General features: G+C 55.7%; 13 protein-coding genes and 1 pseudogene. 10 read left to right on the plus strand and 4 right to left on the minus strand.

The genetic code is table 11. The features are described from left to right. Positions 1-19 precede the first annotated feature (19 nt). From prfB to MWU39_RS06265, 5 genes are all read left to right on the plus strand, one after another. The gene (gene prfB / locus MWU39_RS06245) at positions 20-1,147 is read left to right on the plus strand and encodes a peptide chain release factor 2 (RefSeq protein ID WP_247159157.1); all 1,128 of its coding nucleotides are present in this window, start codon (positions 20-22) and stop codon (positions 1,145-1,147) included. Then, a complete protein-coding gene (locus MWU39_RS06250) occupies positions 1,147-1,863 on the plus strand; it encodes a class I SAM-dependent methyltransferase (RefSeq protein ID WP_247160320.1) in 717 nt (238 codons plus the stop codon). Before prfB ends, MWU39_RS06250 begins: the two co-directional genes overlap by 1 nt. A 299-nt stretch (positions 1,864-2,162) precedes the next feature. Beyond that, positions 2,163-2,672 (plus strand): bifunctional 3-hydroxydecanoyl-ACP dehydratase/trans-2-decenoyl-ACP isomerase, encoded by a 510-nt coding sequence (fabA, locus tag MWU39_RS06255; RefSeq protein ID WP_247159158.1) that lies wholly within the window; start codon positions 2,163-2,165, stop codon positions 2,670-2,672. A 26-nt stretch (positions 2,673-2,698) separates the two neighbouring features. Beyond that, positions 2,699-3,928: a beta-ketoacyl-ACP synthase II gene (locus MWU39_RS06260; protein WP_247159159.1), complete on the plus strand. Its 1,230-nt coding sequence runs from the start codon at positions 2,699-2,701 to the stop codon at positions 3,926-3,928. A gap of 45 nt (positions 3,929-3,973) precedes the next feature. Next, the gene (locus tag MWU39_RS06265; protein WP_247159160.1) at positions 3,974-4,762 is read left to right on the plus strand and encodes an enoyl-ACP reductase; all 789 of its coding nucleotides are present in this window, start codon (positions 3,974-3,976) and stop codon (positions 4,760-4,762) included. Between the two features lie 27 nt (positions 4,763-4,789). Here MWU39_RS06265 and MWU39_RS06270 read toward each other — a convergent pair whose 3' ends face one another. Together MWU39_RS06270 and MWU39_RS06275 are read right to left on the minus strand one after the other, a co-directional pair. Next, positions 4,790-6,037 (minus strand): ammonium transporter, encoded by a 1,248-nt coding sequence (locus MWU39_RS06270; RefSeq protein ID WP_247159161.1) that lies wholly within the window; start codon positions 6,035-6,037, stop codon positions 4,790-4,792. 6 nt (positions 6,038-6,043) lie between these two features. Further along, a complete protein-coding gene (locus tag MWU39_RS06275; protein ID WP_247159162.1) occupies positions 6,044-7,060 on the minus strand; it encodes a D-glycerate dehydrogenase in 1,017 nt (338 codons plus the stop codon). Positions 7,061-7,187: 127 nt separating this feature from the next. Between MWU39_RS06275 and MWU39_RS06280 the strand changes: the two genes are divergently transcribed. Next, positions 7,188-7,673, plus strand: coding sequence for an SH3 domain-containing protein (locus tag MWU39_RS06280; RefSeq protein ID WP_247159163.1), 486 nt, complete (start codon positions 7,188-7,190; stop codon positions 7,671-7,673). A gap of 18 nt (positions 7,674-7,691) precedes the next feature. Here the strand turns inward: MWU39_RS06280 and MWU39_RS06285 are convergent, their stop codons facing one another. Continuing rightward, positions 7,692-8,888 (minus strand): acetyl-CoA C-acyltransferase, encoded by a 1,197-nt coding sequence (locus MWU39_RS06285; RefSeq protein ID WP_247159164.1) that lies wholly within the window; start codon positions 8,886-8,888, stop codon positions 7,692-7,694. A 144-nt stretch (positions 8,889-9,032) separates the two neighbouring features. On the opposite strand from MWU39_RS06285, the gene MWU39_RS06290 reads away from it, so the two are divergent. Continuing rightward, a complete protein-coding gene (locus MWU39_RS06290; protein WP_247159165.1) occupies positions 9,033-10,463 on the plus strand; it encodes a coniferyl aldehyde dehydrogenase in 1,431 nt (476 codons plus the stop codon). A 24-nt stretch (positions 10,464-10,487) separates the two neighbouring features. Here MWU39_RS06290 and MWU39_RS06295 read toward each other — a convergent pair whose 3' ends face one another. Then, a complete protein-coding gene (locus MWU39_RS06295; protein ID WP_247159166.1) occupies positions 10,488-11,243 on the minus strand; it encodes a hypothetical protein in 756 nt (251 codons plus the stop codon). 286 nt (positions 11,244-11,529) lie between these two features. On the opposite strand from MWU39_RS06295, the gene MWU39_RS06300 reads away from it, so the two are divergent. From MWU39_RS06300 to MWU39_RS06310, 3 genes and pseudogenes are all read left to right on the plus strand, one after another. Continuing rightward, positions 11,530-11,904 carry an NADH-quinone oxidoreductase subunit A gene (locus tag MWU39_RS06300; protein ID WP_142789129.1) on the plus strand — a complete coding sequence of 125 codons (375 nt, stop codon included), beginning with the start codon at positions 11,530-11,532 and terminating at the stop codon, positions 11,902-11,904. A gap of 65 nt (positions 11,905-11,969) precedes the next feature. Next, the gene (locus MWU39_RS06305) at positions 11,970-12,506 is read left to right on the plus strand and encodes an NADH-quinone oxidoreductase subunit B (RefSeq protein WP_247160321.1); all 537 of its coding nucleotides are present in this window, start codon (positions 11,970-11,972) and stop codon (positions 12,504-12,506) included. Positions 12,507-12,508: 2 nt separating this feature from the next. Continuing rightward, positions 12,509-13,120 (plus strand): annotated as a pseudogene (locus tag MWU39_RS06310) (NADH-quinone oxidoreductase subunit C); the annotation flags it as partial. Position 13,121 lies beyond the last annotated feature (1 nt).

Genomic DNA, 13,121 nt, shown 5'->3' on the forward strand with positions numbered 1-13,121 from the left:
CCTGTTTGAAGGATAGCTTATGCGGGCCGAGGCCCAAGCCAATATTGACCGGATCGAAGCTGCGCTGGATCTGGTTCGTCAATCGCTCGATTGGGGTCGCGCTTTGCGTCGGCTCGATGAGCTGGACGCGCGCGTGCAGGATCCGACTCTTTGGGACAATCCGAAAGAGGCGCAGGCCATTAGCCGTGAGCAAAAAACGCTCGAAACTGCCATCAATACCGTCCGCGAAATCTCAGCGGAAATGGGCGATGCCATCGAATTCATCGAAATGGGTGATGCCGAGGGTGAAGAAAGCATCGTGAATGACGGTTTGAAAAGCCTACAGCGGCTCGCTGATCGTGCTGATGCTGACAAAGTTCAAGCTCTTTTGTCTGGTGAAGCGGACCCCAACGACACCTATCTGGAAATACATGCGGGTGCTGGCGGAACGGAAAGTCAGGACTGGGCTGAAATGCTCTTCCGGATGTATGGCCGCTGGGCCGAGCGTCGCGGGTTCAAGATCGAAACGGTTGAATATCAGGCCGGTGATCAGGCCGGAATCAAGTCTGCGACACTGCTGATCAAGGGCGATGGCGCCTATGGGTATTCCAAGACGGAAAGTGGCGTTCACCGCCTCGTTCGTATCAGTCCGTATGATAGCGCGGCGAAACGTCACACGAGCTTTTCAAGTGTTTGGGTTTATCCCGTCATCGACGATGATATCGAGATCGAAATTGATCCTTCGGATTTGAAGATCGACACGTATCGTGCTTCTGGTGCAGGCGGTCAGCATGTTAACACGACCGACTCTGCGGTCCGTATTACGCACCAACCAACAGGTATTGTTGTGGCCAGTCAGAATGATCGCAGTCAGCATAAAAACCGCGCTACTGCGATGAATATGCTCAAGGCGCGTCTGTTCGAACGTGAAATGGCCGAGCGTGAGGCTGTCGCTTCCGGAGAATATCAGGAAAAGAGCGACATTGGTTGGGGCCACCAAATCCGCTCCTACGTGTTGCAACCGTATCAGATGGTCAAGGACTTGCGCACAGGCGTTACCTCAAGTTCGCCAGATAAGGTTCTTGATGGTGAAATCGACGAATTTATTTCGGCAGCATTGGCTCAACGGGTGACCGGGGAGACCGTTGAAATCGAGGATGTTGAGTGATGCGTTTTGCGGCGATTGCATTGACCGTCTTTGCGCCGGCTCTCGTCGCCTGTGAGCCGACGATCGACCAATCGAACCGCCCCGAAACCGCGCTGGAATTTCCACTGCCTGACCGCCCAGTTGCGGAAATCATCTCAAACCAGTTCTCGAATGAGGACGCCCGTGACGAGCGCAATGAAGCTCAAGTCGTCATGGACCTCGCCAATATAGAAGAAGGCACAACAGTTGCCGATATTGGTGCAGGCGAAGGGTATTATACGGTTCGACTGGCACAGCGAGTTGGCGAAGACGGCCGCGTCCTCGCGCAGGACATCAGCAGAGAAGCGCTCCAGCGACTTGGTCGCCGCGTGGAAAAAGAGCGCTTAGAGAACATTTCGATCAAGCTTGGCAAGCCCGACGATCCGCAATTGCCGGTGGACAGTTTTGATCGCATCTTTCTGGTCCATATGTATCACGAAGTCACTGAACCATATGCTTTCTTGTGGCGGTTGTGGCCGGCGATGGCTGCTGATGGCCAAATCATAGTTGTCGATGTTGATCGGCCCACTGACCGTCACGGTATCCCACCCAAACTGCTGTTCTGCGAGTTTGATGCGGTCGGATACAGCCTGGTCGAATTTATCGAACGGCCTGACATTCGCGGCTATTTTGCCCGTTTTGAACGTAGCGAGGCCCGTACGGACCCGTCTGATATCAAGGCGTGTAGCAACGGGTGATACGCGGCGTTGGCTGTCCGGTCTGACATTGCACTAATGCCATCGCAGCTCTATGTGGCCTGCCAAACGACGTGCACAGATTGCGCGCAGGGGAGCTAATAATTGTTCAAGGGGTTTTGCGCGATTGTGCGCGATGGGCGTGATGCATGCTCATCGGTCTTAGGCAGCATTTCTTTTGATTGCGTCCGTCCCTTGCTGTCAGCTTTCTTTATCAAAGCCGCGCGCTCTTTTCCTCGCGAATGCGGGATGCTAGGCGCGAGCGAGAATTCAGTATCAACAGGTGGAGCGTACATACGCCGATGACAGATTTCCCAACCAGTTTTGACCGTGACGATCTGCTCAAATGTGCGCGAGGTGAGTTATTCGGACCCGGCAATGCGCAATTGCCAGAACCTCCGATGCTGATGATGGACCGGATCACTGACATTTCCGGCGATGGCGGGGAGCATGGCAAGGGCCATGTGGTGGCCGAATTTGATATCAAGCCCGACCTTTGGTTCTTCGACTGCCATTTTCCTGGCAACCCGATCATGCCCGGCTGCCTTGGCCTCGATGGTCTGTGGCAGCTGACCGGCTTCAACCTTGGGTGGCGCGGATGGCAAGGCCGCGGTTACGCTCTGGGCGTTGGTGAGGTGAAGCTCACTGGCATGGTGCGGCCTGACCGCAAAAAGCTGACCTATTTCGTGGATTTCACCAAAGCGATGCAATCACGGCGTCTAACCATGGGCGTTGCCGATGGCCGGGTGGAGGCCGATGGAGAGGTCATCTACCAAGTTAAAGATATGAAAGTTGCGCTCTCAGAGGCCTAAGGCCCAGAGACGATTAGGGGAAGATCATGCGTCGCGTCGTCATTACCGGACTGGGGATTGTCTCCTCGATTGGCACCAATCAAGCAGAAGTTCTGGCCTCGCTGAAAGCGGGAAAATCCGGCATCAGCTTTAACGAAGACATGGCCGAACACGGCTTTCGCTCTCAGATCGCGGGGTCAGTCGATCTCGATGTGAAAGAGCACGTCGACAAGCGCACTTTGCGCTTTATGGGGCCGGGCGCCGCCTATGCGCATATTGCCATGGGTCAGGCGATTGCCGATGCTGGGCTGGAAGAGAAAGACGTTATCAACCCGATGACCGGTGTGATCGCTGGATCGGGCGGACCGTCTACCTCTGCCATGCTTATGGCGCATCAGACTGTGCTCAAGAATGGTTCGACGAAACGCATTGGGCCGTTCGCTGTACCTAAGACCATGTCCTCTACGGTTAGCGCGAACCTCGCGACGGCCTATCAAATCAAGGGCATGAATTTCTCCATCACTTCAGCGTGCTCAACATCGCTGCATTGCATCGGTATGGCGGCGCAGCAGATTGCGCTTGGCCAACAGGACGTCATGTTTGGCGGCGGCGGTGAGGAACTGGATTGGACCTTGTCCTGCCTGTTTGACGCCATGGGCGCGATGTCGAGCAAGTATAACGACACGCCAGAGCGCGCCTCCCGCGCCTTCGACGCAGACCGCGACGGCTTTGTGATCGGCGGTGGGGGCGCGATGGTCGTGCTGGAAAGCCTCGAACACGCACAAGCTCGCGGTGCTAAGATTTACGCTGAAGTCACTGGCTTCTGCGCGACTTCTGATGGTGCGGATATGGTTGCGCCGTCGGGTGAGGGCGGCGAACGCGCGATGCGCGGCGCTATCAAGAACCTCAACGAAGACCGCAAAGTTAGCTATATCAACGCGCATGGCACATCGACGCCGGTTGGTGATGTTGGCGAGATTGAGGCGGTTCGCCGTGTATTCGGCGAAGGTTCCACTCCGCCGGTCAGCTCAACCAAGTCGATGACGGGTCACAGCCAAGGGGCCACCGGCGCGCAAGAGGCGATCTATTGCCTGCTCGCACTGGAGCATGATTTTATCATCCCGTCGATCAATGTCGAAACCCTCGATCCCGCACTCAAACCTGAAGAGATCGCCACACAGCTGGTTGAGAATGCCGGCCTTGATACGGTTATGACCAACAGCTTCGGCTTTGGCGGCACAAACGGTTCCATGCTTATGTCGAAATTTCACGGATAAAGATTTCGCGCAGGATCAACGGCCAATAGATGAGGTGACATAGGTATGGGCGTCCTTGCAGGAAAACGCGGACTTGTGATGGGCGTCGCGAATGATCGCTCGATCGCCTGGGGCATTGCCAAGGCCTGCGCCGATACTGGCGCAGAGCTGGCCTTCACCTATCAGGGAGAAGGGTTTGGAAAGCGCTTGGAGCCGCTCGCGCAAAGCGTTGGTTCGGATATCATGCTTGATGTCGATGTGACCGATGACGCGTCGCTTGATGCGGCCTTTGCCGCCTTGCAGGAGCGGTGGGACACCCTTGATTTTGTGGTTCATGCTATCGCGTATTCCGACAAGTCGGAGCTGTCCGGGCGCTTTCTCGATACGTCGCGTAATAATTTCAAGAATTGCATGGATATTTCCGCTTATAGCCTGATCGAGGTGACGCGCCGCGCGCATCCGATGATGGTCGAAAATGGCGGCACAATCCTGACGCTCAGCTATATGGGTTCAACCCGCGTGACGCCGAATTACAATGTGATGGGCGTTGCCAAGGCAGCGCTGGAATCGGCGGTGCGTTATCTGGCTGATGACCTCGGCCCAGAGGGTATTCGTGTGAATACGATCAGCCCTGGGCCGATGAAAACCCTCGCTATGTCCGCTATTGGAGGTGCGCGGAGCACTTACAGGCACACAGATGCCAATTCGCCAATGCGCAGCAATGCTACGCTTGAAGCGGTCGGTGGCACGGCGGTGTATTTGTGCAGCGATGCGGGAGCTTACACAACTGGGGAAATCATCCACGTCGATGGCGGATTCCACGTTTTGGGCATGCCCCAGTTCGAGAACCTTTAAAGAGCCTGCCTCGCCTTACTTAGATAATTAATCGAGGTCCCAACCGCGTTCGCCATGGTTTGCGAGGTCGAGCCCGTCTTGCTCGTCTTCCTCCTCGACGCGAAGCGGAAAAACGATTGAAACCATCAGAGCAATTATTGCGGTGCCTACCGCGCTCCAAAGAGCGACTGCACCGATACCAATAGCCTGAGCGCTCAGTTGGCTTGTCATCGTCATCTCACCGAAATAGCCGGTTCCGCCAAGATCAGGCGAAATGAAAACGGCCAATAAGAGAGTTCCAACGATACCGCCAACTCCGTGGACGGCAAAGACATCAAGGCTGTCATCAATTTGCCAGCGGTTCTTGACCTGTTGAATCGCTCCATAACAAACGACAGCACTTATCGCGCCGATGGCGATTGCGGCTCCCGGTGAAACGAAGACCGCAGCGGGAGTAATCGCAGCCAATCCAGCGATAGCGCCTGTGGCCCAACCGATGCTGGTGGGCTTTCCGAAACTCATTTTCTCGCAAAGAAGCCAGGTGAGAGCAGCAGCGCTTGCCGCGATATGAGTGGAGATAATCGCACTCGCAGCGTTGTCATTCGCCCCAAGGGCAGAGCCGCCGTTAAAGCCGAACCAACCCACCCATAATAGGGCCGTACCGATCATCGTCAGCACGGGCGCGTGTGGCAAAACGAGTTTTTGCGGGAAGCCTTCCCGTGCGCCAAGCAACAGGGCCACAACAATTGCAGAGACACCTGCGGTCGTATGCACCACAAGGCCTCCAGCGAAATCGAGCGTTCCGAACTGGCTTGCAAGCCAGCCTCCACCCCAAAGCCAATGGGCCGTTGGTGCATAGACAATCAGAAGCCATAGCGCGCTAAAGCTAAGTACCCAGGAAAAACGTGCGCGTTCAACCCAAGCGCCAACCATCAGCGCGGGAGCAATCACCGCAAAGGTCATTTGGAAGAGTGCGAAACTGCTTTCCGGGATCGCCGTTCCGGGACGCAAAGAACCAAGATCCCTCAGCATCACAGCGTTGCCGGCACCGATCCATCCGTTGGTAACTTGGCCAAAGGCGAGGGTGTAGCCAACGATGACCCACAAAATTGAAGCGAGCGCTGCAATCGCGCCGCATTGAAGCAGAACGGAGAGCACGTTTTTCGCACGAACGAGTCCGCTGTAAAACAGTGCAAGGCCGGGCAGGGTCATCAGCAGGACGAGCGCCGAACTCGCCAATACCCATGCGGTGTCGCCTGTGTCCGGTGACGTCAAAACAGTGGGATCTGCAACCATCAATATCTATCCGATCAATGCGGTGAGGACTTGGTCAGGCGGTCTGTGACCATCGGCCCAAAAGCGGATGTTCGCGATAACTCTGTCACCGGATGCTTCGCGGCCTTCTGCTGTCGCGCTGCCGATATGAGGCAGCGTCATAACATTGGGGTGCTTGAGCAACCGCTCGTCCACGTTTGGTTCGTCTGGATATACATCAAGACCAGCACCCGCCAATTTGCCTGCATAGAGCGCTTCGATCAGAGCTTCCTGATCGATCAACTCGCCTCGCGCCGTGTTGATGATGCTTGCTCCGTCCTTCATCAGACCAATGCGGCGACCGTCGATCATGCCGCGAGTGTCATTGGTGAGCGGACAATGCAGCGTGAGTATGTCTGCTTCTGCAAGCAGCGCGTCGATTTCGCTTACGTATCTAACGCCGAGCATCTGCTCTAGGGCAGCCGGGATAGGCTTGCGACTGTGATAGACAACTTCAAGGCCGAACGCGCGTGCTCGGTGGGCAACAGCCTGACCAATACGGCCCATTCCCACAATGCCGAGCGTCTTTCCGCCAAGCTTTCGGCCCAGAAGGCCTGAAGGAGCCCAACCGGTCCATTCGCCTTTCCGTACCAACGCGGTTCCTTCGCGAATTCTGCGCGGAACACCAATAATACCTGCCATCGCAATGTCTGCGGTGTCGTCTGTGAAAACGCCGGGTGTGTTTGTAACGATGATCTTGCGTTCTGCGGCCGCGACGAGGTCGATATGCTCCGTACCTGCCCCAAAGTTCGCGATGAGTTTTAAGCGTTCTCCAGCAGCCTCAATCACCTCAGCGTCGATTTTGTCGGTAACGGTGGGCACCAAGACGTCGCAGTCCTTTACGGCTTCAGCAATGGCATCGCGGCCCATCGGGATGTCTTCTTTGTTGAGCCGTGCTTCGTAAAGTTCGCTCATCCGCGCTTCCACACTGGGCATCAATTGCCGGGTGACAACCACTTTGGGTTTGCCAGAAGGGAACTGCGGCGGTGTGTGCGTTGCGGCCATAGCATTGGGCTAAGGTGTCGGGGGCAGGGCGGTCAAGACGCGCTAGCACTAGGTCACAAACAATGGTGGAAATCTGTTTGTTCGATCGCGCTTGATGCGTGAGGCGTTGCGAGTAATAGTCAGCGATATGGATGCTCTTCGACCTATTCTCCTTGCCGCTATTGGAGCCGTCTTGGCGGTCTTCACGGTTACAGCCTCTGCCCAAGCGCAGAACCGTGAAGTGCCCTATTGGGCTTCGCTTCGGTACGATGAAGTTCGCATGCGGGTGGGTCCCAGTCAGGAATACAAGATTGACTGGATTTACCGCCGTAAAGGCATGCCGGTAAAAGTGGTTCGGACGCGCGACGGTTGGCGCCTCGTGGAGGATCCCAAAGGTGGGCGAGGATGGATCGCATCCAGCCAGCTCGTGCTGACGCGTGGCGTCCTCGTTACCGGGGACGGCCTTGTAGATATAAGAGCAGAGCCTGATGCAGGCAGTATGCTCAGATGGAAAGCAGAAGCAGGTGTCGTTGCCAAGCTTCTCGACTGCAGCGCAAATTGGTGCGAAATTGACGCGTCCGGCCGAATTGGTTGGGTGCCTGCCGACCGCATCTGGGGCGAGGGCGAGCCCTAGAGCTCGCCCCGCGCTCTATTAGATCAGTTCGACAGCCACGGCAGTGGCTTCGCCACCGCCGATACAGAGGCTCGCAACACCCTTTGTCTTGCCCTGCGATTTAAGCGCGTTCAGCAGCGTAACAATGATGCGGGTGCCAGAAGCTCCGATGGGGTGACCAAGCGCAGTAGCGCCGCCGTTCACGTTGATTTTGTCATGCGGTATGCCGATGTCCCGCATTGCAAACATCGATACGCATGCAAATGCCTCGTTCACTTCCCAAAGCTCGACGTCTTTAACGCTCCATCCAGCGTTCTTCAGGACTTTCTCAATCGCGCCAACAGGAGCCACAGTGAAGTCCTTTGGTTCGCGAGCATGCGCGGCCATGGCGACAATCTTCGCGACAGGCGCGGCGCCTTTTTCAGCAGCCACGCTTTCCCGGGTGAGCACAACAGCCGCTGCTCCGTCCGAAATCGAACTGGAGGTCGCGGCTGTAATCGTGCCGTCTTTGGCGAAGGCTGCGCGCAAGGTCGGGATTTTGTCGGGCCGACCGCGGCCCGGCTGTTCGTCTTTATCGACGGTCACTTCGCCTTTGCGCGTCGCGAATGTCACCGGAACAACTTCACCATCAAACGCGCCGCTTTCAATCGCGGCGTTGGCGCGGCGGAGCGATTCGATGGAGTATTCATCCTGCTCTTCGCGGGTTAGCTGATATTCGTTGGCAGTATCCTGCGCGAAAGTACCCATTGCGCGGCCTTCTTCGTAGGCATCTTCGAGGCCGTCCAAGAACATGTGATCATAAGTTGTGTCATGACCGATACGCGCGCCGGAACGATGCTTTTTCAGGAGATACGGCGCGTTGGTCATGCTCTCCATACCGCCCGCAAGAACAACATCCGTTGTTCCGCTGGCGAGGGCTTCTGCGCCCATAATCACAGTTTGCATACCAGAGCCGCAAACCTTGTTCACAGTCGTCGCTTGAACAGATTTTGGCAGGCCGCCCTTGATCACAGCTTGACGGGCCGGGGCCTGACCGAGGCCTGCGGGAAGCACGCAGCCCATATAAGCCCGATCAAAGTCATCGCCAGCAATACCGGAGCGCTCAACCGCTGCTCTTACGGCAGTCGCGCCGAGATCAGTGGCAGACACGTCGGACAGAGCGCCTTGCATGCCGCCCATTGGGGTGCGGGCATATGACAGGATGACGATGGGATCGGCTTCGGAAAACTGGGGCATGCAAACGGCTCCTTGAAACGGGGTGCTGACCGCGATGTAATGCTGCACTGCGGCAAGTGCAATCTCAATGCGATCGCTTGCAAGGAAGAGCAGTTTCCGCCAACCAGATGGCAAAACGAAACGGATAATCTCTGGGAGAGACAAATGGCCGATGATCGTCGCACAGAACAAGAAGCCCTTCTCAAACGCCAGCGGGACGCGTTCACCGCGTCGCGCCCGGAATCAATGGCGATGCGCAAGGATCGCATCAAGCGAGCCATGGCGCTTCTGAAAGAGCACGCCGAAGATTTCTGCAAAACTATGAGTGCCGATTTCGGCAACCGCGCAATGGAGCAATCCATGCTCACCGATATTGCGGGCACTGTGGGCGCGGGCAAGCACGCGCTGAAGAACATGGACAAATGGGCCAAGGCAGAGAAACGCCCGGTTCAATTTCCGCTCGGGCTGCTGGGCGCAAAAGCGGAAGTTCGTTACGAACCGAAGGGCGTGATCGGCATTCTCAGTCCGTGGAATTTCCCGGTCAACCTCGCCTTTTCACCTCTGATGCAGGTGCTGGCTGCGGGTAACCGTGCGATGATTAAGCCTAGCGAATTTACCGAGCGGACGAGCCTCCTCATGGCTGAATTGGTCGAAGAGTATTTCACACCTGATGAAGTGGCAGTTGTGACAGGCGGGCCGGAAGTGGCCGCCGCTTTCACTGAACTGCAATTCGATCATCTGGTTTTCACAGGTTCGACCCCGACTGGTCGATTGGTAATGCAGGCCGCAGCGAAAAACCTCGTTCCGGTTACTTTGGAGCTTGGCGGAAAATCGCCTGTTATCATGGGCCGCAGTGCCGACTTTGAGAAAGCAGGCGAACGCATTGCGCTCGGCAAAATGATGAATGCTGGGCAAATCTGCCTGTCTCCGGACTATATGTATGTGCCCGAAGACAAGCAGGATGAGGCCGTCGCAGGTGTGTCGAAAGGTGTCGCGAATCTCTATCCGACGTTGCTTGAAAATGACGACTACGCGTCAATCGTTTCGGACCGACATTTTGAGCGCCTTCAAGGCTTGGTCGAAGATGCCCGCGAGCAGGGCGCAGAGGTGATCGAGGTCAATCCCGGCAACGAAGACTTCGCCAACGCTAACCAGCGCAAAATGCCGCTGAACATCATCAAGAACGTCACCGACGAGATGAAAGTGATGCAGGAAGAGATATTCGGACCCGTTTTGCCAGTCAAAACGTACAAGGCCGTCGATCAAGCTGTGGATTATGTGAATGAGCATGATCGCCCGCTGGGTCTGTATTATTTCGGTGATGACAAGGCCGAGCAGGAGCGCGTGCTGACCCGCACGATCTCAGGCGGTGTCACGACCAATGACGTGATCTTCCATGTCTCAATGGAAGACCTGCCATTCGGCGGGGTGGGGCCATCAGGGATGGGGAGCTATCACGCGATTGAGGGCTTCCGAGAATTCAGCCATGCTCGCGCCGTCTATCACCAACCAAAGATCGACATCGCGAAACTTGGCGGGTTCAAGCCACCTTATGGCAAAGCAACCGAAAAAGCGGCTGCTACCATGATGAAATAGGGACAACTCTAAAGCAGGCAAAACCTAGGCTGCGTTCGCTTTCAGCGTTTGCAGATCATCCCAAAACTGTGCGGGATCGACCATTGACATCGGCACGGCATGTTCCACAGCGATCTGTGCCAATGGTAGTGGATCAAGTGTGCCCGCAGCAGTGTCAATGGCTTTGCCAATCGCAAAGCCCATAGCTGCAGGCCGGTATTCGAGGGCGAGCTTCGCGCTATCGAAAGTGTGCTCTGCCTGAGGCCAAGCGACTTTTGCCAATTCCAATGGTGAGGCGTCGGGCGTTTGTTCTGCGGTAAGTCGCGGAATACCGAAATGCGGCGTGCCCACGCTTTCCATTGCACGGCCGATGGGCTCGTGAAGGAAATCATGCCGGATCGGTGCACCATGCTTCATGGCATATTGTAACGCGACATTGAGTAGCGAAAGTTCGCTTTCATAGAGATATCGGGTCGGAAGATCGCCACAATAAAAGGTTTTGCCGCCGACAACTTGTTCGAGGACAGGATCACCGCTGTGCGGGTGCATTCTGACAAAGTCCCACTCAATCAGAGATGTCGCGATGCACGTTACGCCACCGGCGGATGCTAGCAGTCCGATGAAGTTTTCGATGCCAACGGAATCGCCATTCTGTGCCATTTGTTGATAGCAAAGCTCGAAGAATAATTCCCCCGCTGCGTGCGCATGTTCGGCCGTGGCTATGAAGCCCTGAGCCTCGTTGGCATCGGCCAGCGTTGCAATAGGTTTTGGCTCTGGTTTGATACCTTTTCGTCCGAACATTAAACCCTTACCCTTTTTCCAAATCGAAGTTGATTTAGTATAAGGCTATGAATAATCAGTAAAATATACGACGAACAATCTATCCAAGCTCTGGCTGCGAGGGCAGGGTGCCGAAGCAACGGTAATCTGGCGTACCGGGCGGTATTACTAAGAGATCGCGTCAGCCATGCTACCGTTCGCTTTTACGCAACAAATATCCCGAGTTTTGCCCGAGTCGCGCCCTTGCATGGGGCTTGCGACACGCCTAGAGGCACGCGCTAGGAATAACGCAACTTTGGACAACGCTGTGATCGACCTGAGCCAGTATCTGCCGATACTGATATTCATCTTCATCGCCTTTGGATTGTCGGTGCTATTCGTGTTTCTGCCGATGGGCGTTTCGCGCCTTACCGGCTCTCACAACCCGGATGCCGAAAAGCTCAGCGAATATGAATGCGGATTTCCGGCTTTTGAAGACGCGCGCAGTCAATTTGACGTGCGTTTCTATCTGGTCGCGATCAGCTTTATCATCTTCGACCTCGAAGCCGCTTTCCTTTTCCCTTGGGCTGTCAGCCTGGGTGAGACCCAATGGGTCGGATGGATCGGCATGATGACATTTCTGTTCATCCTCGCAGTCGGCCTTGCTTACGAATGGAAGAAAGGGGCGCTGGACTGGGAATGACAGGCTCTTCAAACAATACGATCATCACTCCGCCAACCGTGCCGATTAGCGCGAGTGAAGCGGCTATGATGATGCCGACCGCAAAGGGCGGCGAGATCAAGCAGCCGGACGCGGACTATTTCAACGCGCTCCAGACCGAAGTGAACGACAAGGGTTTCCTTGTTACATCTACCGAAGACGTCTTCCAATGGGCGCGCACGGGTTCTCTGTGGTGGATGACTTTCGGCCTTGCATGCTGCGCTGTGGAGATGATCCACGCCAATATGCCGCGCTATGACATGGAGCGGTTTGGTGCCGCACCGCGCGCGTCGCCGCGCCAGTCTGATCTGATGATTGTTGCGGGCACGCTCTGTAACAAAATGGCCCCTGCATTGCGCAAGGTTTATGATCAGATGTCTGATCCGAAATATGTGATCAGCATGGGTTCCTGCGCCAATGGCGGTGGCTATTATCACTATTCCTACAGCGTCGTTCGCGGCTGTGACCGGATTGTACCCGTGGACATTTATGTACCCGGATGCCCTCCAACAGCAGAAGCGCTTCTTTACGGCGTGATGCAATTGCAGCGGAAAATCCGCCGCGTTGGCACGATTGAGCGCTGAATATGTCTGTTGTTCACTCCGCCCCGAAATTCGCCACCAATGATGGCGTAATAGCTGAGCTTAGCGAGAGTATCAGCGCGTCGCTGCTGTCCGCACAAGAGAAGCATGGCGAATGCATCTTCACGGTGCGCCGCGATGACATTGAGACGGTGCTGAAAACGCTCCGTGAGGATCACAAGTATCAGCAATTGATGGAAATCGCCGGGGCAGACTATCCGGATCGCGCCGAGCGGTTTGAATGCGTTTACATGCTGCTATCGCTCACGAAAAATCACCGCATTATGGTGAAGTGCTCTACCGATGAAAACACACCTGTTCCCACGGTGACGACGCTGTGGCCAAATGCGGGCTGGTTGGAACGCGAAGTGTTCGACATGTACGGCGTTACCTTCGCAGGCAACAAAGACCTGCGCCGCATTTTGACCGATTATGGTTTCGAAGGGCATCCTTTCCGCAAGGACTTCCCGATGACCGGCTATACCGAACTGCGTTATTCTGAAGAGGAAAAGCGCGTGGTCTATGAGCCCGTGGAATTGCCGCAGGATATGCGGACATTTGATTTTCTCAGCCCGTGGGAAGGCTCCGACTATGTTCTTCCCGGTGATGAAAAGGCTG

Origin of the sequence: Erythrobacter sp. F6033 (genome assembly GCF_023016005.1) — a bacterium.
GTDB lineage: Bacteria > Pseudomonadota > Alphaproteobacteria > Sphingomonadales > Sphingomonadaceae > Erythrobacter.